Raw genomic sequence first — 18,626 nt, 5'->3', positions numbered from 1 at the left:
ACGTCTTTGGAAAGTGCCACAGGCCTTCCGTGGCGAGCGCCTCGCCATCCGCCCCTCGGCAAACGATGCGCAATACGGGATCTTCTTTGCCGCCCACCAAGTCGCTATCATCGACTTGGCGAGCGGAGAATGTGTCGGCTATGTCCCCGAACAACCGTCGGTCATGTCCCCGGGCTGAACACTTGATCGGGCGATCCAGTATGCCGAGACGGCAGTGATTGAGCCGAGAAGCCGCGGCGTATGCCCCGATCAAGCCGGGGCATGACAGCGAAAATTAGGAGGCGAGCTGCCACTCCTCGCGCACGCTCTCGTCTTGCTCGTCGGCAATCGCATTGGCCCTCATCGCATCAAACTCCTCCCGCGACACCAACTGCGCCAGCGCCCAGACCGCAGCTCCGCGTACCAGCGGGTTGGCATCATCCAGCAATCGCCGCGCCTCTTCCGCCAGGGCAGCTTCGCCCGAGTTGCCGATCGCAATCAGCACGTTGCGCAAGAACCGGTCGCGGCCGATGCGCTTGACCGGTGATTTCGTGAACAGCGCACGGAATGCGGCATCGTCGAGCCGCGCGAGTTCGGCGAGAGAAGGCGCGCGCAATTCGTCGCGCGCGGCGAGCTTTGCCTCGCGCCCCTCCCGCGCAAACTTGTTCCACGGACAGGCCGCGAGGCAATCATCGCAGCCATAGATGCGATTACCGATCGCCTTGCGGAATTCCTGCGGGATCGGACCCTTGTTCTCGATGGTGAGATAGGAGATACAGCGCCGCGCATCGAGCTTGTAGGGCGTGGGGAACGCCGCCGTCGGGCAGATGTCGAGACACGCCCGGCACGAGCCGCAATGGTCGATCTCGGCAGCATCGCGCGGCAGATCGAGCGTGGTGTAGATCGCGCCGAGAAACAGCCATGAGCCGAACTCGCGCGAGACCAGATTGGTGTGCTTGCCCTGCCAGCCGAGATGCGCGGCCTGCGCCAGCGGCTTCTCCATCACCGCGGCGGTGTCGACGAACACTTTCACCTCTGACGGGGCGGTCGCGACCAGCCAGCGCGCCAGCGCCTTCAGCCGCTTCTTGATGAGGTCGTGATAGTCGTCGCCCTGCGCATAGACCGAGATCGCCGCGCGCGTGCGCTGCTTCAGGATCGCCAGCGGATCTTGGTCGGGGCCGTAATTGACGCCGAGCATGATCACGCTGCGCACGTCCTGCCACAGTCCGCGCGGATCGACCCGGCGCTCGGGCTGCACCGCGAGCCAGTCCATGTCGCCATGGCCGCCTGAGGCGATGAATTCGAGGAAGTGTTTCCCGGCGCTCTCGATCGTGCCCGGCGCGGTGATGCCGACGCAGTCGAAGCCGAGCGCGCGCGCCTCGTGTTCGAGCGCCGCCTTCAGTTCAGTCGGATCGGAGTTCAGAAATCCAGGTCCACGTAGGTCCGCGACGCCGGCACGCCAGCCAGCCATTCGCTCAGCAGCGGACGGAACGACGGGCGGGATTTCACCCGCGCGTACCACGCCTTTGCTGCGTCGTCCTCGCTCCATGGCACGTCGCCCAGATAGTCGATCGCCGAAAGGTGCGCCGCGGCGGCGAGATCCGCGTAAGTGAGCCGGTCGCCGGCGAGGAAATTGCGCGTCTGCGCCAGCCAGCCGATATAGGCCAGATGATAGCGCACATTGGCTTTCGCTGCGCGCATCACGTCGGCCGAAGGCGGGCCGCCGCCGTTCTCCTCGCTCATGAAACGCTTGTAGATGCGCTCGGTGACGAGGGGATGCGAGACTTCCTCGAAGAATTTTTCGTTGAACCAGGCCATCAGCCGGCGCACCTCGACGCGCTCGAAGGTCGTCTCCGGCATCAGGCGCTTGGGTCCCATCCCGGCGCCATAGGCCTCGTCGACATATTCGGCGATGATGGCCGCGCCCGGGATCGGCGGCTGCTCCTCGTCCACCAGGACGGGCGTCGTGCCCGCCGCATTGAGCAGCAAAAACGCCTCGCGCCGCTCCCAGCTGCGTTCCTCGACCAGCTTCAGGTCAAGCCCGTATTCGCCCGCGATCAGGCGGATGAAGCGCGAATGCGGACAGAACGGATGATGAAACAGCGTAAACATGAAACCTTTGACTATTTGATGGTGCTTAAGAATCCATCAATGTTTGTGCGGCGCCACACTAGTCCCTCAAAACCGCGAAGCAAGCGCGTGATTTCGCATTTTGCGATTGCAGCATTGGGGGGAATAGGCGAGAAGAGCCCCGCTTTTCCAGCCGAAATGGACCGTAAATATGTCAGACGCAATACGGGCAGTGATCCTCGGCATCATCGAGGGTGTGACCGAGTTCCTTCCCGTATCCTCGACCGGCCACCTCTTGCTCGCCGAGCGCTTCTTCCATCTCGGTGAAGGCGCGTTCTGGGATTCGTTTACGGTTCTGATCCAGCTGGGTGCGATCCTCGCGATCGTCGGGCTGTATTTCAGAAAGCTCTGGGACGTCGCGATCGGCATGTTCACGGGCGATGCCTATGCGCGCCGTTTCGTGATCGGCGTGCTGGTGGCGTTCCTGCCGGCCGTCGTCGTCGGCCTCGTTGCCGGCAAATACATCAAGAGCGTACTGTTCAACCCCTGGGTCGTCTGCTTCACGTTGATCGTGGGCGGCGCCATCCTGCTCTGGGTCGACAAGCTCGACCTCAAGCCGCGCGAGCACGACGCCACCAAATTTCCGCTGCTGATGTATCTCTATATCGGCATCGCGCAGTGCGTGGCGATGATCCCAGGCGTGTCGCGTTCCGGCGCCAGCATCGTCGCCGCGATGCTGCTCGGCGCCGACAAGCGCGCGGCGGCGGAATTCTCGTTCTTCCTCGCCATTCCCACCATGATCGGCGCGTTCGCCTACGATTTCTACAAGAACCGCGCCGAGATGACGATGGACCATATGAACATCGTCGCGATCGGCTTCGTGGTCTCGTTCATCACCGCCGTCATCGTGGTGAAGACATTTTTGACATACGTCACCCGCCACGGCTTCGTGCTGTTCGCCTGGTGGCGAGTCATCGTCGGCACGCTCGGCCTGATCGCGCTGGCGCTCGGTCGTTAAGCTCTACCGCCCGGGCTTCAACGCCATATGAGTTTTGGCACGCGCTTCGTTTTGATCGGCGCGTCATCGCGGCCGACATGCACGGCAAGAACCATCACTGCTAAAGCGCGATGAGATTTGGATGAATCGTCATCGCGCTTTAGCTTGTTGTTTGCGCATGATCTTTCCGGAAAACCGCTTCGCACTTTTCCGGATCATGCTTTAGGGCGTTTTCGGCCGCTATGTCGACAGCCTCACGTCGTTACGGTGAAGCCTGGCCCGAGGCGGTGTTCAAGAAGCTGAAGCTTTGACGCCGTTGCCGCACGTTCGGTGCGCTCCCTCGCCCGCTTGCGGGAGAGGGTTGGAGAGAGCGTGTCTCCTCTCCACAGCGAGGTCCCGATGACGAGAAAGCCCTCACCCGCCGCGCGGGACGATGCTTCGCATCGCCCGGATGCGGCGACCTCGCAAGCGGGAGAGGTAAGAACCTCACACGCTCATGCGCTGGAATTGGCCTGCGGCGCGGAAGCGCCACAGATATTGCGGGGCAATCGCTTCCAGCGAATCGGGCGTGATGCCGAGGCCTTCCAGCGTCAGGCCGGCCGCCTTCGCCGCCTCCGACACCACATTATCGCGCTCGAGCAGCGTGACCTGGTCCGGCGTCAGCTTGAACCCGCCCGGCGCGAATTGCAGGAAGTGAGCCTGGAAGCGGGCGAGGCCGAACGGCAGCGAGATCAGCATCCGCTTCCGGTCAGTGATGTCGAGGATGGTCTGGATGATCTCGCGCATCGTCAGCACCTCCGGCCCGCCGAGCTCGTAGGTCGCGCCCGTCCTGGCCTTGCCGTCGGCAGCATCCGCGATCGCGGTGGCGACGTCGCCGACATAGACCGGCTGCATCCGGGTACTCCCGCCGATCAGCGGCAGCACCGGCGACATCCGGGCCAGCGCGGCAAAGCGGTTGGTGAACTGGTCCTCGGGGCCGAACATCACGGAGGGGCGGAAGATCGTGGCTGAGGGAACCGCAGCCAGGACCGCGGCTTCGCCCGCCGCCTTGGCTCTGGCATAGCGCGAGGGCGAACCGGCGTCGGCCCCGATCGCGGAGACATGCACCAGCTGGGCTCCGGCGGCGGCTGCCGCTTTGGCGACGGTCTCGGCGCCCTTGGCCTGGACGGCATCAAAAGTCTGCGCGCCAGCCTCGGTGAGGACGCCGACGAGATTGATCACGATGTGCGAATCACGCAGCGCCGCCTCGACCGAGGCCGGATAGCGCAGATTCGCCTGCACGGCGTGGACCTGCCCGACCCGGCCGAGCGGCTGGAGGTATCCGGCGAGTTCCGGCCGCCGCACCGCGACCCGGACCCGGTAATCCCTCTTGCACAGGGCGCGGACGACACTGCGGCCCAAAAACCCCGATCCGCCGAAAACCGTGACGAGCGTGTCCAGATTCGATGCCATGGGGGGTCCATTCCTGCGGAAAGAGTGCGTCTTGTCAGGCTTTTATCGGCCTGGTTTGCGATGCGCAATCGGCATCCCGAACCGGGCTTCAAGCATGAATTGACAACGGCGTCACCGAACCGTAGTAACCCCCTCCGTGCCCCAAACGGCATGCCCAGGTGGTGGAATTGGTAGACGCGCTGGCTTCAGGTGCCAGTGGCTTAACGGCCGTGAAGGTTCGAGTCCTTTCCTGGGCACCACCGCTCCGCGATGTCCTCGATTTCGCTGGAGTCCCTGATACTCAAGGGTGATCGACCGTCTCAACTGGTACACAGAGACGGTACACATGCTTCTGCGAATGGCCTCTCCTATCCGCCGCGACGGCTCCTCCGTTCATTACCTCCGAAAGCGCGTCCCCGCTGACCTGACCGATCAGGCAGTGGGCTTGGTGCTGGGCGTTCCCGTGGGGATGAGACGGCGACGGTGAAGGTCGGTGGCACCGGCACGATCAAAGTGTCGCTGCGCACACATGACCCTCGGGAGGCCAAAGCACGGCAAGCCAAGGCGCTCGCCTATCTCGATGACGCCTGAGGGAACGCGGTGGGTTGTGGCGATGTTCTAAGGGAGTGTGGCCGAGCAGAACTCGGGCGGCTTCCTCTTCCCCGACGGGCAACCTATTGCTCACCGCGCGGCACGGTGCCTGATCGTTTCATCACGTTGATGGTTGCCGATCGTAGATAGTCCACGAACGGCAGAGGGCTTCTACCTCGCACAGGTTCGCAAGGTGGTGGTCGATCATTCCCGCTCAGCCAACAGGAGCGGCGCAATAGCGGACGCGCCAAGATCGACGCGACGGGCCACACTGCGACATTGGGACAAGCCAGCCACTGAGGCTTTGAGAAACCGCCACAAGTGTCGTGCGCAGCCAAATTCGTCCTTCAAATGTGAAGGGCGATTATTCCGGGAAAGGAACAGGCGCCTGCAAAAAGTATTTCCACTTCGTGCAGGGCCGAAGCTACGGAACGTATCAGGGCTGGAATGACGCTTCGTCTCCAAACACGAAGGAACCATACTCCGGCGGGCGGCGAAGCACATTTCTGAGATTTTAGTCTGAGATTTTTGCAGTGCGCCGATCGAGGAGCCTACAGAGAAGCAGTGAGGCCCTAGCTGGTTCCTGAGCGAAGAAAGGACACAATGATGGAAACCTGCACCGAGAAGCATCACGCCAATCATCCCCACAAGCATGGCCCCAACTGCGGGCACACCGGGATCCGTCATGACGGCCACGTGGATTATCTTCACGACGGCCATCTCCATCACATGCACGGGGATCACGTGGACGAACATGTCATTCCGGTCAGCGCAGCAAATCCCGTGAAGTGCACGCCTCAAGTCCACTGTTCACACGTACACGGTCCAAACTGCGGACATGAACAGGTGCCGCATGGCGATCATGTCGACTATCTCGTGGACGGTCGGCTGCACCATCCGCATGGTGATCATTGCGATGACCACGGGCCCGTTCAGTTGGCCTGACAGGCACGACCGTGATCGAATCTCATTAGCCTAGCTGATGTCTGATCCGGGTCATTCGAAGCTCTCGAGCGCTTCGCCCAGATCAGCACTCACCGCCATGCGACTCTTCCATGCGGTCTAGCTGACCAATGACTATTGTTGATCGGCATTCCTTTTCAAGGCGGTCTGAGTCAAACGGCTGCGACCGTGGTGGGTCGAAGCTGAGCTTGACCATCGGTCGCGATAAGGTGAAGCACCCTCACACCACCCGCTTCCCCGCCGGCTCCGCCACCGCCTTCTGCACGAAATACATCATCACCAGCGTCACGATCGTCGTGGTCACGACGACGTAGCCGATCCGGTCGAAATGGATCAGCGCGCCATCAGGCGCCTGCGCGATGATCGCGCCGGCGAGCACGGAGCCGAGCCCGCCGGAGAGCTGCTGGAGCGAGGCGCTGACCGCGCTGAACGAGCCGCGCTGGCTCGGCTCCGGGATCGCCGACATCAGCGCCTGCGATGGGATCATGCGCGAGAAGATGCCGACGAACAGCAGCACGTTGACGGTGATCGCGGTCACCAGCGAGACATGGCCGAGATGGGTGTAGATCAGCACCATGAGGACGGTCATCGCGCAGCCGAACACGAAGGTCGGATACTTGCCGAACGCGTCGCTCGCCCTGCCGACCAGCGGCCCGGTGACGATGCTGAACAGGCCGGAGACGAGATAGATCGTCGGCAGATGCGTGATGTCGATGCCGAGATTGTGCACGGTGTAGGCGCTGGAGAACGGCATCAGCATGTAGCCGCCCGTCGCCAGCAGCGTCGTGACGGCGAAGGCGAGCGTATAGCGCGGCTGACCAATCGTCGCGACCAGATGGTGGAACGGGCTTCTGTCCTGCTTCAGCGTCAGATGTGCGTCGACCGGCTCCATCGCGAAGGCGATGATCGCGATTGCCGCGATCGACAGGACGACGATCGCGACGAAGCAGACATGCCAGTTCCAGTGATTGGCGAGAAACAGCCCGGCGGGAATGCCGAGCACCTGGCTCGCGGCGAATGCGGTCTGAATGAAGCCCATCACGCGGCCGCGCATCTGCAACGGGAACAGGTCGGTGACGATGGCGAGCACGACCGAGCCGATCACGCCGCCGAACAATCCGGTCACGATCCGGCCGAGCAGCAGGATGTGATAATTCTGCGCGGCGGCGCAGAGCAGGGTGCCGAGCGCGAAGCCGACATAGAAGAACAGCAAGAGGCGCTTGCGATCGAAGCGATCGGCGAAGCCGGCGGCGAGGATGCCCGATACTCCCGCACTGAATGCGTAGGCCGACACCGCGACGCCGAACTGTCCCGCGGTGATGTTGAGCGATGGCATCAGGATGGCGCCGAGCGGCGACATGATGATGAAGTCGAGGATGATCGTGAACTGCGTGAACGCGAGCAGCGCGATGAGGAGCGCCTGGTAGCGCGAGAAGCCGCGCTGGCGTTCCCGTTGGTCGTCGATTGGCGCAGCGAGCGTCTGTTCGGTCATGGCATCCGATTCGGGATGAGCAGGGCGGGGCGCGAGAAAATGGGAGATAAGGTCGGCTGAAGGCGATTTGCAGGGGGCGTGTCTGAAAAACCAGGGCTTGCATCAGCGGCCTCGGGCCCGCGTGCGATTGCGACGTCCAGGATGGCCTATCGCACCTCGCGCTCCCGGATCAGCCGCACCCTTCGCGTAGCACCTCGCACACTTGGAAGGGGGAGCGGCGCGAAGGCGACGAGTTCATTCACCACGTTCTCGGTCGTCCTCCCAAATCAGCGCTGACAGCGCCATGTCGGCCGCTCCATCGCCAGCTGCCGTTAGGTAGGAAATATCACGTAAAAACAACCGCTTGGACGTTACACAAGCTCCGGTGCCCTCAGCTTTTCGCCGGCCAAATCCCCTCGATTGCACCGTCCGGATTTACTCCACTTTAGATAACTTGCCTCTAAGTCAGCGGCGAAGCTCGCATCCGGCGACCAGGCGGGCACGCAAGAGCCCTTGGGGCTCGCTTCGTCGTGAGGGGATCGGTGGATCAGCACCAAGTCTGGCGCGAGCCGACATTCGACAAAGTTGCGAATGCGATCAGCCCGTTCGCGCTGAGGTCGGGAATCTATCTGTTCCTGATCTCGTTCATGTCCCTGTTCTACGTCCTGAACGCGCCGGTCCTGCTCGGTCACTACGATCTCGGCTGGCATCTGGCGGCCGGAGATCTGATCCGGACGAGCAGCAACATCCCCTTGCAAGATCCCTGGTCTTTCACCCACGGCGACAAGACATGGTTCAACCTGTCCTGGCTCTGGGACGCGCTCGCCAGCGTCACGTTTCAATATGCAGGCCTTGGCGGGCTCGTCGTGTTAGCAGTGGCGTGTGGCGCGGCGATCGTCGGCTATCTCACATCCGTCTGTGTCGGCACCGGCGCATCGCCGGTCGCGGTGTGCATCGCCGTGTTCTTGGCGTGCCTGCTCTATCCCCTCTACGAGGCCTCGCCGAACGTGTATCTCGCGGTGTCGCCCAACACCTGCACGATGTTGCTCTGCGTCGTGTTCTACCGGGAATGCCTGCGACGCTCGCGATGGTTCCTGCTTCCGCTGCTGATGGTGCTCTGGGCCAATTTGCACGGCGGCTTCCTGCTCGGCTTCTTCGTCATCGGCGTGTTCTTCGCCGTAGCCTTGCTCCGCGGTGCCTGGGCTGATCTCAAGATTTTCGCATGCGCCGGCATCGCGTGTCTTGCTGCGACATTCGTCAATCCGCTCGGCTGGAACATCTACGCCGGCACCGCCGCGACGATGGGGCACTTCGTGCAGGACAATATTGGCGAGTGGCTGTCCTACTATCACAACATGGAAATGCCGGGCAGCATTCCCGGCATTCTTTACATGCTGGCCTTCGTCGTGCTCGAGTTGCGCTTCCGGAATTCAAGGCCGATCCCGCTCGAACCACGATTGATGTCGTGGCTGTTCCTGATACTGGGCCTGTATCAGTTCAGGTACATCGCATTCTTCTTCATCTTCTCGGCGGTACCGATGGCGCTGCACGTCAGCCGGCTGCTGCCTGAGCGGTTCACCAATATCGACGTCAAGGGACCGCTGCTCGCGGCCGGCATCGTCGGTCTGTGCACCTTGCCGATGGTCTTCCTGCGCGCCGCTCCGGCGTTCGCGATGCCGGACATGTTGTCGAACGAAGACGCCAGCTATTTGCAAAAGAATCTTGCCGGCGCGCGCGTCCTGAACAACTGGAATGTCGGCGGCTACCTGATCTTCAAGACGCACGGCACCGTCTCGCCCTTCGTCGACGGCCGTGCCGCCACCGCCTATCCGGACGATCTGCTGCACGACTATTTCAAGCTGGTGAGCTGGGAAATCGACGAAGCGGCTTGGGACATGGTGCTCGACAAATACCGGATTGACGCGGTGCTGTGGGTCAGGACGCATGAGCAGCTACGGCGGTTTCTGGTCGAGCGGCGTGGCTGGCGCGAGCAATACAGTGGGGCCTATGAAACCGTTTACGTCAGGCCCGATTTTGCCGGCGAGGCCAAGAAATAATGACGGATAGTGCCGCAGTTCTGTTCGTTCCCGCCAGCGCTCCCGCCGGCGAATCCAAAAGCTTGGCAGCGCGATACGGCGTCCTGTGTGCGTTGCTGCTGGTCGCCGCGGCCATCCGGCTGCCGCTCGCCTTCTGGCCGAACATCAATCACAACGACGAGATCTATCAATATCTGGAGCCGGCCTGGCGCCTGCTCGGTCATCAGGGCGTCGTCACCTGGGAATGGCGTGACGGCATTCGAAGCTGGTTCTTGCCGACCTTGTTCGCAGGCCCGGTCGCGCTGGGCGACTGGCTTGCACCCGGCGGCTGGGGTGCCTTCGTCGCGCCTCGCCTGCTCGTCAGCCTTGCGTCGCTGTCGATCGTCGCAACCGCCTGGCATTTCGGCGCGCGGATCTCGCGCGCGCATGCCATCGTCGCGGCGCTTGCCGCCGCGGTCTGGTTCGAGCTCGTCTATTTCGCGCCTCACACGCTGAGCGAACCGCTGACGACGGCCCTCATCCTGCCGGCAGCCTTGCTGCTGACCGGAGAACCCTCGCGCAACCGCCTCTTTGCCGGCGGCGCATTGCTCGGGCTCGCTTTCGTCTGGCGCTTCCAATATGCGCCGGCCTGCGCCGTGTTCGTGCTGGGCGCCTGCTGGCGGGATCTGCGCAACGCAATTGCCCTGATTGCCGGCGGATGCGCCGCTCTGGCGGTCGCGGCTGGCGTCGACCTCGCCAACGGCTCGATTCCGTTCGCGTGGCTCGTCCTCAACATTCAGCAAAATCTCCTGCATGACAGGGCGTCGGAATTCGGCGTCGCGCCGCCGATGGCTTACATCCAGCTGATGTCTATCCTGTGGTCGGGAGCGACGCTGCTGATGCTGATGGCGCTCCGGCGTGGCTGGCAACATGCCCCGCTGCTGATCGTCGCGGCGATCGTGAACGTCGCATTTCACAGCATGATCGCGCACAAGGAATATCGCTTCATCTTCCTGTCGATCCCCTTGCTGATCATCGCTGCGGCGCTTGGCTCGGCGGATTGGGTCCAGTTGATGCGCCAACGCCCTGGGTGGCGGCACTGGGGCCTTCCCGTCGTCTGCGCGGGTTGGGTGCTGCTGTCGCTGGGATTGTCAGGCGCGACCTACACCATGCGCCACAACTGGATGCTCGGCACGGCCGAGGCGAAATTGGCGACGGACCTTGACGTCGATCCGGAATTCTGCGGTCTCGCCCTGTACGGCATGCACGACCCGTTCCTGCCGGGCCGCGGGCAACTCGCGATCGGTCGTCCGGTCTATTCCTTCTATCAGGACGATCCTCTGGTCAATGGACAGCTTTCGGCGCTGGTGCAAAAGCACCAACGCGAATTCAACCGCATCATCGCCCCGGCGTCGCTGGCCGGAGAACTGCCCCCGGACTTTTCCAAGCGAACCTGTGCCCTCGCGAGCCATGACATCAACACCTGCGTCTTCGTCCGGCGTGGCGCTTGCGATGCGTTCACGACCGGCCCCTTCGGGATCAACGACGTCCTGGTGCGTCTCAATGACTGACTGCGACTGACGCTTGCGCGGTCCGCCGCCAGCAGATAAACGCGGCCGCGGCCGGTTCGCATGGTCTCGTCGGAAAACCGCTTCGCACTCTCCGGATCGTGCTCTAGCCTGCAAAATGCACCGATTCGACCCGAGGTTTTGACCCGCCATGACCGTACGCCTGCACCGCGGCGACCTGCCCGACCTGTCCCGCTACACCGGAGCGGTGGCGATCGATACCGAGACCATGGGGCTGAACCCGCACCGTGACCGGCTCTGCGTGGTGCAGCTCTCGCCCGGTGACGGCAGCGCCGACGTGGTGCAGATCCCCAAGGGGCACACCGACGCGCCGAACCTGAAGGCGCTTTTGGCCAATCCGGCGGTCACGAAAATCTTCCACTTCGCGCGGTTCGATATCGCGGTCCTGTACCAGACCTTCGGCGTCATGACCGGACCGATCTATTGCACCAAGATTGCCTCCCGCCTGACCCGCACCTATACCGACCGCCACGGCCTCAAGGACCTCGTGCGCGAGGTGCTCAACATCGACCTCTCCAAGCAGCAGCAGTCCAGCGACTGGGGTTCCGACAGCCTCAGCGAGCCGCAGCTCGCCTACGCCGCCTCCGACGTGCTGCATCTGCATGCCTTGCGCGAGCGGCTCGACGCCATGCTGGTCCGGGAAGGCCGCGCCGCGCTGGCGCAGGCTTGTTTCGATTTCCTGCCGACTCGCGCTCTTCTCGACCTCCAGGGCTGGGCGGAAGAGGACATTTTCGCGCATTCCTAAGGGGCTCTCGCTGCGATTGGCCAGGGGTTGCCGCCCCGTTTCGGACACTTTCGTAACGGCCTGTCGCCGGCTGCATATTTGGGCGGCGCCGGATAGAATGGGGCCGAGCGATAGTCAGGAGCCGAGGTAAGTAGGAGCCCAGGTGAATTCGGCCCAGAATCCCACCTACGACGCCGCGCTTGCGGCGAAGTTCGCCAGCGCGGCGCGCCACAGCCGCCTGGTGCGGATTCTGCGCATCGCGGTACCGGGTGCGGTGCTGCTGTCCATGGCTGCCATCGTCGGCGTCTCGATCTTCAATCCGTTCCGCATGCTGATGCCGAAGCTGCCGCTCGATTCCGGAAATATGGTGGTATCCGGCACCAGGATCACGATGGAGACGCCGCACCTCGCCGGTTACACGCCGGACCAGCGGCCTTACGAGCTCTGGGCCAAGACCGCGACACAGGACATCACCGACCCCGATCATGTCGATCTCTCGGATTTGCGGGCGAAGGTGCTGATGGAGGATCAATCGACCTTGTTCCTCGACGCCCGCACCGGCCGCTTCGACAATAAGCAGCAGCAGCTCGATCTGCACGAGGACATCTTCCTGCGCACCTCGACCGGCTATGAGGCGCGGCTGAACTCGGCCTTCGTCGACATGGGCAAGGGCACGGTCACCTCGGACGAGCGCGTCGACGTCAAGCTGACCAATGGCACGCTGAGCGCGGATCGCCTGCGAATTACCGAAGGCGGTGACGTCATCCGCTTCGAGGGCAATGTGGTGATGCATCTGGACAAGCTGGACGAGCCCGCTGCCGCCCAGCCCGTTCCATCCGAGCCCGCGCCGGCGAAGACACGCACGCCTCAGAACAAGCCTGCCAATTCAAAGTGATTTTCATGATGAACCGTTTTTCGCGCAACGCTGTCGTCGGCAAGGCCGCGCTCGCCGTCGGCCTCGCGCTGCTCGTCACGGGTGCGGCCATCGCGCAGGGCGCGATGCAAGGCGTGCCCAACGCGATGCAGGGCTTTTCGCAGAACCGCGATCAGCCGATCCAGATCGAGGCCGCGTCGCTGGAAATGCGCGACAAGAAGAAGGAGGCGACCTTCGCCGGCAATGTGAAGGTCGTGCAGGGCGACACCACCATGACCTCGAAGACGCTCGTGGTGTTTTACGATTCGGGCGGCGACAAGCCGGCCACGCCGCAGCCCGCACCGGCGAAGGGCGCGAAATCGGCGCCGATGCAGTCGGCGACGCCAGGACCGAGCGGCAGCTCCTCGATCAAGCGGTTGGAGGCACGCGGCAATGTCGTGGTCACCCAGAAGGACCAGGTGGTGACAGGCGAGACTGCCATCTTCGACACCCGGACCAATCTCATCACCATGCTCGGCGGCTCGGGCCAGGTGGTCCTGACCCAGTGCAAGAACGTCATGCGCGGCGACCGCCTGACCGTCGATATGACCACCGGCGTGTCGCGCGTGGAATCTGACAGCGGACGGGGAGTCCAGGTCCTGATGCCGCAGGGTGGCAGCAATGATTGCGGCCAGGGCGGCAAATCCGGCGCGGCGCCGCCCTTGCAGCTGCCCGGCGCAAGCAAACAAAAGTAAATTCAATCACTTGGCTCGGGTGCTCCCGATCCGAGGTTGAAGCCTGCGCGGCGAGACTGTATCTAGCGCGCAGGGCTTTCGAAGCGGGGTTCGCCGCTTTTCGGGCGTGTTTCACTGGGCATGAGACATCCCTTCACTCATGCTGCGTCAGCGAATCGGTCTGGCTGGCGTGGCAGATCACGCGAATTTCGCGCACGAAACGCGCAAGGCTAGAAGGCGGGGATGGTCGATCTCTTCAGCATGTTCCGTCGGCGCCCCGCCAAACGTGGCCGGCCTGGATTTGCGCGTCAGGACATTACCGCACTCGGTGACAGCGTCGGCGGCCTCATGGCCAGTCCTGTCAGGGACGCGCCGCCGATCACCCGGGAGCAGCCGATGCGTGCGCCCGACCAGTTCCAGGCGGACTACCAGGCCGACTATCAAGTCGAGCCGCCGCGGCCGCAGCCGGTCCACCCGGTCAGGGCCGCCAGCAAATCCAATGGCGCAGGCGGGCCGCAGCTGCTGAAGCGGCCCGGCTTCCTGGCTGTGCATAATGTGGAAAAAGCCTTCGGCAGCCGCCAGGTGGTGCGCGGCGTCAGCATCTATGTGCGCCGAGGCGAAGCGGTCGGCCTGCTCGGCCCGAACGGCGCCGGCAAGACCACCGTGTTCTACATGATCACCGGCCTGATCAAGGCCGACCGCGGCGCGATCGAGCTCGACGGCCATGATGTGACGAAGCTGCCGATGTATCAGCGCGCGCGGCTCGGCATCGGCTACCTGCCGCAGGAAGCCTCGATCTTCCGCGGCCTCACCGTCGAGCAGAACATCCGCGCCGTGCTCGAAGTGGTCGAGCCCTCGCGCAAGAAACGCGAGCAGCAGCTCGATTCGTTGCTCGACGAGTTCAACATCACGCGCCTGCGCAAATCGCCGTCGATCGCGCTGTCCGGCGGCGAACGCCGCCGCGTCGAGATCGCACGCGCGCTGGCGACGCGGCCGAACTACATGCTGCTCGACGAGCCCTTCGCCGGCATCGACCCGATCGCCGTCGGCGACATCCAGGACCTCGTCCGCCATCTCACCAATCGCGGCATCGGCGTGCTCATCACCGACCACAATGTCCGCGAGACGCTCGGTCTCACCGATCGCGCCTATATCGTCTATGCCGGGGAAATCTTGACCGAGGGGACGCCGGATGAGATCGTTGCTGATCCGGACGTGCGCCGCCTTTACCTTGGCGAGGAGTTCCGCCTCTAGCCCTTTTTTCCAATCCGTCAAGACGTGTACATCGGGCTCGGACTAGGATAAGCAAAAATCGGACCAATTTTTGGGAACGGTTCTTGCTTCATGGCGCTCACGCAGAGATTAGAGTTCCGGCAATCGCAGTCGCTGGTCATGACGCCGCAGCTGATGCAGGCGATCAAGCTGCTGCAATTGTCCAATCTCGATCTCACCACCTTCGTGGAAGAGGAGCTTGAGCGTAACCCCCTCCTGGAGCGGGCCAATGACGAGGCCCCCGCGGGCGAGGCCTCGGCCGAGGCCGGCCAGTACGGCGATGGCAACGATTCCGGTGGTCAAGGTGACGGTGTTGGCGACGACGGCTTCGGCGGCAGCGGCGAGGCCTTCGAGCCGGGCCAGGAAGAATGGATGAGCAAGGATCTCGGCACCCGCGCCGAGATCGAGCAGACCCTGGACACCGGCCTCGACAACGTCTTCTCCGAGGAGCCGGCCGAGGCTGCGGCGCGCAACGCCCAGGATGCCGTGCCGACCACCTATACCGAATGGGGCGGCGGCGCCTCGGGTGACGAAGACTACAATCTCGAAGCTTTTGTCGCGGCCGAGACAACGTTGTCGGATCATCTCACCGAGCAGCTCTCGGTCGCCTTCACCGCCCCCGCCCAGCGCCTGATCGGCCAGTACCTGATCGATCTCGTCGACGAGGCCGGCTATCTGCCGCCCGATCTCGGCCAGGCCGCCGAGCGTCTCGGCGCAACGCAGCAGGAGGTCGAGGACGTCCTTGCCGTGCTGCAAAAATTCGACCCGCCCGGCGTCTGCGCGCGGTCGTTGAGCGAATGCCTGGCGATCCAGCTGCGCGAGCTCGACCGCTACGACCCCGCGATGCAGGCCCTGGTCGAGCATCTCGATCTCTTGGCCAAGCGTGACATCGTTGCCTTGCGCAAGATCTGCGGCGTCGACGACGAGGACATCGCCGACATGATCGGCGAGATCCGCCGCCTCAATCCCAAGCCGGGCATGAAGTTCGGCTCGGCGCGCCTGCAGACCATGGTGCCCGATGTCTATGTCCGTCCGGGCCCCGACGGCGGCTGGCATGTCGAGCTCAATAGCGACACCTTGCCGCGCGTGCTGGTCAACCAGACCTACTATTCCGAGCTGTCGAAGAAGATCGGCAAGGACGGCGACAAGTCGTATTTCACCGACGCGCTGCAGAACGCGACCTGGCTCGTGCGCGCGCTCGACCAGCGCGCCCGCACCATCCTGAAGGTTGCAACCGAGATCGTGCGCCAGCAGGACGGCTTCTTCACCCATGGCGTCGCGCACCTGCGGCCGCTCAATCTGAAGGCCGTCGCTGATGCCATCCAGATGCATGAATCCACGGTGTCGCGCGTCACCGCCAACAAATATATGGCGACCAACCGCGGCACGTTCGAGCTGAAATATTTCTTCACGGCCTCGATCGCCTCGGCCGACGGCGGTGAGGCGCATTCGGCGGAAGCCGTGCGTCACCACATCAAGCAGCTGATCGATTCGGAGGAGCCCTCCGCGATCCTGTCGGATGACACCATCGTGGAACGCTTGCGCGCCTCGGGCATTGATATTGCCCGCCGCACGGTCGCGAAGTACCGCGAAGCCATGCGCATACCCTCCTCGGTGCAACGCCGCCGCGACAAGCAGAGCGCTCTTGGTAACGTCCTCTCCACCGCCTTGTCCGATCGCTCCCGCAACCCCGAACTGGCCTGATTGCGCCGGAGCGAAATCGCGCTACTCTCGATTCCCCATCGAGACCGATCCAAGCTGGGCACCAACCAAGCGAGGCATCACATGACTCTCAGAATCTCGGGAAAGAGCATCAGCGTCGGCGAGGCCCTGCGCGGTCGCGTCGCCGACCGAACCGACGAGGTGCTGCGCAAATATTTCGACGGCAACTATTCCGGCCACATCACGCTGAGCAAGGACGGCTTCGGTTTCCGCACCGATTGCGCCCTGCATCTCGATTCGGGAATTACGCTGGAGGCCGATTCGAACGCGCCGGATGCTTATGCCAGCGCTGACCAGGCGCTGCTGATGATCGAGAAGCGGCTGCGTCGCTACAAGAACCGGCTCAAGGACCGCTCCGCCCGCAAGGCCCATGCCGCCTCCGAGGCGATGGCTGCGCTCGATGCCACCAGCTATGTGCTGGAAGCGCCTGGGGAGGGTGAAGAGGAAGTCACCGGCTACAGCCCCGTCATCATTGCGGAGCAAACCACGGCGCTGAAGCGGCTCTCGGTCAGCGAAGCTGTCATGGAACTCGACCTCAGCGGGGCACCCTGCCTGGTGTTCCAGCATGGTTCGTCCGGCCGGGTGAACATCATTTACCGCCGGGCGGACGGCAATGTGGGCTGGATTGACCCGCCGGGTGCGAAGGTCGACGGCCGGTCGGATGGTTAGGCCTGGGACGGGGCCCGTAGCATTCCGGCCCCTTAACAATGACGGGGGCAAAGCCGCATGCGGGAGTTGGCACCGGGATTGCGTTGGAGTAGAAGCCCCCCACATCTGAACCGGGGCTAAGTCCGCCTCCTGCTTCATGTTATTGACGCCGGCTCAGTTTGGTCTATCAAGCTGGCCAATTCGGAACCTGACGGTTTAATTCACCTCGGAAACCCTCCATGCCGATTACCGATCTGGTCGCACCCGAGGCGATTCTCCCGGCATTGAAGGTCAACAGCAAGAAGCAGGCCCTGCAGGAGCTCGCAGCCAAGGCCGCCGAGCTGACCGGGCAGAACGAGCGCTCGGTATTCGAGGTGCTGCTGCAGCGGGAGAAGCTCGGCACCACCGCGGTCGGCTATGGCGTCGCCATTCCCCACGGCAAGCTGCCCAAGCTGGAAAAGATCTTTGGCCTGTTCGCGCGGCTCGATCGCCCGATCGATTTCGAGGCGATGGACGGCCAGCCGGTCGACCTGGTCTTCCTGCTGCTCGCCCCCGAAGGCGCCGGCGCCGATCACCTCAAGGCGCTCGCTCGCATCGCTCGTCTCCTGCGCGATCAGGACATCGCCAAGAAGCTCCGCGCCTCGCGCGACGCCCAGGCGATCTATTCGGTGCTCGCTCTGCCGCCCGCGACTGCGGCGTAAAGCTCCGCGCCAAGCCGTCGTTATCGCGTCCAACTGCCGCGGCATTTTCGGCGACTCCATGCAAGGCTTGCGGCAGGGCCGTTCACGAGGATACCTGTCTCTGATCGGCGCTTGACTGGCCTTAAGGGGGCAGGAGTGAACAAAGTGCCAGATCTCCGCTTCGGAGATCTGATCCTCGACGAGACGTGCCTGTTCGCGCCGCAATGGGCAGACGATCAAGTTCACCAGAAACGAGCGCGCGCTGTTGCTCGCCCTCACCCGGAATCCGCATCCGCCTCACGCGCCGCGGCCGTCTGCTCGATGAGGTTGCTTCGGAATCCGACATATCCGACCGCAACATCGACTTTCTGGTGAACAGGCTGCGGACCAAGCTTGGCGACAGCGCCAAATCGCCAAAGTACATCGCCACACAATATGGCGAGGGCTATGTCTGGATCGCCGCATCGTCTTCGGCGGCGGTCGGCGGATTCCTGGTCATTGGCCCGGCTTTCGGACCTCAGGGGCATCCCTTCAGCCAGCAGGCCTCGTCCCTGGTCGCCCAGCTCCGCGACAAGATCGCCGCCGGCGTTGGTCGCAAGGTCGTTGGTTGCCGAGGACTGGCGCTCCGCCGCCGCTGACGCGCGCTACGTCCTGCAGATGAGCTTTCTCGCTGGCGACGAGCATCTCGATTGTGCCGCCACTTTGCGGGAAATGCCTTCAAGGCGAATCGTGAAAGCCTTCCGGCTCCAGCTCGACATGGCTGACGCCGGCTCGTTCACGGCCGAAGCGAGCAGGGTCTCGACGGATGTGATCGGAGCGCTGTCGCAGGCCCTTATTGACGCCTCCACCGGTCTCGGCACACCCGCGGACGAACGACTCGAAGCGCG

The 18,626-nt window shown here is 63.4% G+C and carries 17 protein-coding genes, 1 tRNA gene and 1 pseudogene; 15 read left to right on the top strand and 4 right to left on the bottom strand.

Annotated elements, in window-relative coordinates; genetic code table 11:
- Positions 1-178 (top strand): annotated as a pseudogene (locus tag EAV90_RS01575) (IS481 family transposase); the annotation flags it as partial.
- Between the two features lie 96 nt (positions 179-274).
- On the opposite strand, the gene queG reads toward EAV90_RS01575, so the two are convergent.
- Positions 275-1,450: a tRNA epoxyqueuosine(34) reductase QueG gene (gene queG, locus EAV90_RS01570; protein ID WP_129142383.1), complete on the bottom strand. Its 1,176-nt coding sequence runs from the start codon at positions 1,448-1,450 to the stop codon at positions 275-277.
- Entirely contained in the window at positions 1,399-2,091 is a 693-nt protein-coding gene (locus EAV90_RS01565; RefSeq protein ID WP_122400198.1) for a glutathione S-transferase family protein, read from the bottom strand. Before EAV90_RS01565 ends, queG begins: the two co-directional genes overlap by 52 nt.
- Positions 2,092-2,260: 169 nt before the next feature.
- Here EAV90_RS01565 and EAV90_RS01560 point away from each other — a divergent pair, with 169 nt between their 5' ends.
- A complete protein-coding gene (locus EAV90_RS01560) occupies positions 2,261-3,067 on the top strand; it encodes an undecaprenyl-diphosphate phosphatase (protein WP_129142382.1) in 807 nt (268 codons plus the stop codon).
- Between the two features lie 465 nt (positions 3,068-3,532).
- Here EAV90_RS01560 and EAV90_RS01550 read toward each other — a convergent pair whose 3' ends face one another.
- Positions 3,533-4,498, bottom strand: a complete 966-nt coding sequence (locus EAV90_RS01550; protein WP_129142381.1) for a complex I NDUFA9 subunit family protein — start codon at positions 4,496-4,498, stop codon at positions 3,533-3,535.
- 152 nt (positions 4,499-4,650) lie between these two features.
- On the opposite strand from EAV90_RS01550, the gene EAV90_RS01545 reads away from it, so the two are divergent.
- The 3 genes from EAV90_RS01545 to EAV90_RS01540 all read left to right on the top strand — a co-directional run bounded on the left by EAV90_RS01545 (position 4,651) and on the right by EAV90_RS01540 (position 6,013).
- Positions 4,651-4,737: transfer RNA gene (locus tag EAV90_RS01545), tRNA-Leu, on the top strand.
- A 223-nt stretch (positions 4,738-4,960) separates the two neighbouring features.
- Positions 4,961-5,068, top strand: coding sequence for a DUF6538 domain-containing protein (locus tag EAV90_RS41385; RefSeq protein ID WP_347338793.1), 108 nt, complete (start codon positions 4,961-4,963; stop codon positions 5,066-5,068).
- A gap of 603 nt (positions 5,069-5,671) precedes the next feature.
- The gene (locus EAV90_RS01540) at positions 5,672-6,013 is read left to right on the top strand and encodes a hypothetical protein (RefSeq protein WP_245509433.1); all 342 of its coding nucleotides are present in this window, start codon (positions 5,672-5,674) and stop codon (positions 6,011-6,013) included.
- Positions 6,014-6,251: 238 nt separating this feature from the next.
- Here the strand turns inward: EAV90_RS01540 and EAV90_RS01535 are convergent, their stop codons facing one another.
- A complete protein-coding gene (locus tag EAV90_RS01535) occupies positions 6,252-7,523 on the bottom strand; it encodes an MFS transporter (protein ID WP_129142380.1) in 1,272 nt (423 codons plus the stop codon).
- A gap of 521 nt (positions 7,524-8,044) precedes the next feature.
- Here EAV90_RS01535 and EAV90_RS01530 point away from each other — a divergent pair.
- The 10 genes from EAV90_RS01530 (at position 8,045) to EAV90_RS01485 (ending at position 18,377) form a co-directional block, all read left to right on the top strand.
- Entirely contained in the window at positions 8,045-9,559 is a 1,515-nt protein-coding gene (locus EAV90_RS01530) for a hypothetical protein (RefSeq protein WP_129142379.1), read from the top strand.
- Positions 9,560-9,621: 62 nt separating this feature from the next.
- The gene (locus EAV90_RS01525) at positions 9,622-11,088 is read left to right on the top strand and encodes a glycosyltransferase family protein (protein WP_245163292.1); all 1,467 of its coding nucleotides are present in this window, start codon (positions 9,622-9,624) and stop codon (positions 11,086-11,088) included.
- A 148-nt stretch (positions 11,089-11,236) separates the two neighbouring features.
- Positions 11,237-11,851 (top strand): ribonuclease D, encoded by a 615-nt coding sequence (locus EAV90_RS01520; RefSeq protein WP_122400191.1) that lies wholly within the window; start codon positions 11,237-11,239, stop codon positions 11,849-11,851.
- A gap of 142 nt (positions 11,852-11,993) precedes the next feature.
- Positions 11,994-12,725 carry an LPS export ABC transporter periplasmic protein LptC gene (lptC, locus tag EAV90_RS01515; protein ID WP_122400190.1) on the top strand — a complete coding sequence of 244 codons (732 nt, stop codon included), beginning with the start codon at positions 11,994-11,996 and terminating at the stop codon, positions 12,723-12,725.
- A 5-nt stretch (positions 12,726-12,730) separates the two neighbouring features.
- The gene (locus tag EAV90_RS01510; protein WP_162500045.1) at positions 12,731-13,438 is read left to right on the top strand and encodes an LptA/OstA family protein; all 708 of its coding nucleotides are present in this window, start codon (positions 12,731-12,733) and stop codon (positions 13,436-13,438) included.
- Between the two features lie 222 nt (positions 13,439-13,660).
- On the top strand, positions 13,661-14,671 hold the full coding sequence (gene lptB, locus EAV90_RS01505; protein WP_129142377.1) for an LPS export ABC transporter ATP-binding protein: 1,011 nt from the start codon (positions 13,661-13,663) through the stop codon (positions 14,669-14,671).
- Positions 14,672-14,761: 90 nt separating this feature from the next.
- Positions 14,762-16,393: an RNA polymerase factor sigma-54 gene (gene rpoN, locus EAV90_RS01500; RefSeq protein WP_129142376.1), complete on the top strand. Its 1,632-nt coding sequence runs from the start codon at positions 14,762-14,764 to the stop codon at positions 16,391-16,393.
- Between the two features lie 81 nt (positions 16,394-16,474).
- Complete coding sequence (gene hpf, locus EAV90_RS01495; RefSeq protein ID WP_122400186.1) at positions 16,475-17,080, top strand: ribosome hibernation-promoting factor, HPF/YfiA family; 606 nt, start codon at positions 16,475-16,477, stop codon at positions 17,078-17,080.
- 218 nt (positions 17,081-17,298) lie between these two features.
- Positions 17,299-17,760 (top strand): PTS IIA-like nitrogen regulatory protein PtsN, encoded by a 462-nt coding sequence (ptsN, locus tag EAV90_RS01490; protein ID WP_008141251.1) that lies wholly within the window; start codon positions 17,299-17,301, stop codon positions 17,758-17,760.
- Positions 17,761-17,963: 203 nt separating this feature from the next.
- A complete protein-coding gene (locus EAV90_RS01485) occupies positions 17,964-18,377 on the top strand; it encodes a winged helix-turn-helix domain-containing protein (RefSeq protein ID WP_129142375.1) in 414 nt (137 codons plus the stop codon).
- Positions 18,378-18,626: the final 249 nt, after the last annotated feature.

Source organism: Bradyrhizobium vignae (genome assembly GCF_004114425.1).
Classification (GTDB): Bacteria; Pseudomonadota; Alphaproteobacteria; order Rhizobiales; family Xanthobacteraceae; genus Bradyrhizobium; species Bradyrhizobium vignae.
This window is presented reverse-complemented; position numbering and strand designations above follow the sequence as displayed.

Coding starts and splice junctions, on each gene's coding strand:
- EAV90_RS01560 (WP_129142382.1), top strand. CDS start 2,261: ATGTCAGACGCAATACGGGCAGTGATCCTCGGCATCATCGAGGGTGTG.
- EAV90_RS01520 (WP_122400191.1), top strand. CDS start 11,237: ATGACCGTACGCCTGCACCGCGGCGACCTGCCCGACCTGTCCCGCTAC.
- hpf (WP_122400186.1), top strand. CDS start 16,475: ATGACTCTCAGAATCTCGGGAAAGAGCATCAGCGTCGGCGAGGCCCTG.
- EAV90_RS01540 (WP_245509433.1), top strand. CDS start 5,672: ATGATGGAAACCTGCACCGAGAAGCATCACGCCAATCATCCCCACAAG.
- ptsN (WP_008141251.1), top strand. CDS start 17,299: ATGCCGATTACCGATCTGGTCGCACCCGAGGCGATTCTCCCGGCATTG.
- EAV90_RS01565 (WP_122400198.1), bottom strand. CDS start 2,091: ATGTTTACGCTGTTTCATCATCCGTTCTGTCCGCATTCGCGCTTCATC.
- EAV90_RS01550 (WP_129142381.1), bottom strand. CDS start 4,498: ATGGCATCGAATCTGGACACGCTCGTCACGGTTTTCGGCGGATCGGGG.
- queG (WP_129142383.1), bottom strand. CDS start 1,450: ATGGCTGGCTGGCGTGCCGGCGTCGCGGACCTACGTGGACCTGGATTT.
- EAV90_RS01510 (WP_162500045.1), top strand. CDS start 12,731: ATGATGAACCGTTTTTCGCGCAACGCTGTCGTCGGCAAGGCCGCGCTC.
- EAV90_RS01485 (WP_129142375.1), top strand. CDS start 17,964: ATGGGCAGACGATCAAGTTCACCAGAAACGAGCGCGCGCTGTTGCTCG.
- EAV90_RS01535 (WP_129142380.1), bottom strand. CDS start 7,523: ATGACCGAACAGACGCTCGCTGCGCCAATCGACGACCAACGGGAACGC.
- rpoN (WP_129142376.1), top strand. CDS start 14,762: ATGGCGCTCACGCAGAGATTAGAGTTCCGGCAATCGCAGTCGCTGGTC.
- lptB (WP_129142377.1), top strand. CDS start 13,661: ATGGTCGATCTCTTCAGCATGTTCCGTCGGCGCCCCGCCAAACGTGGC.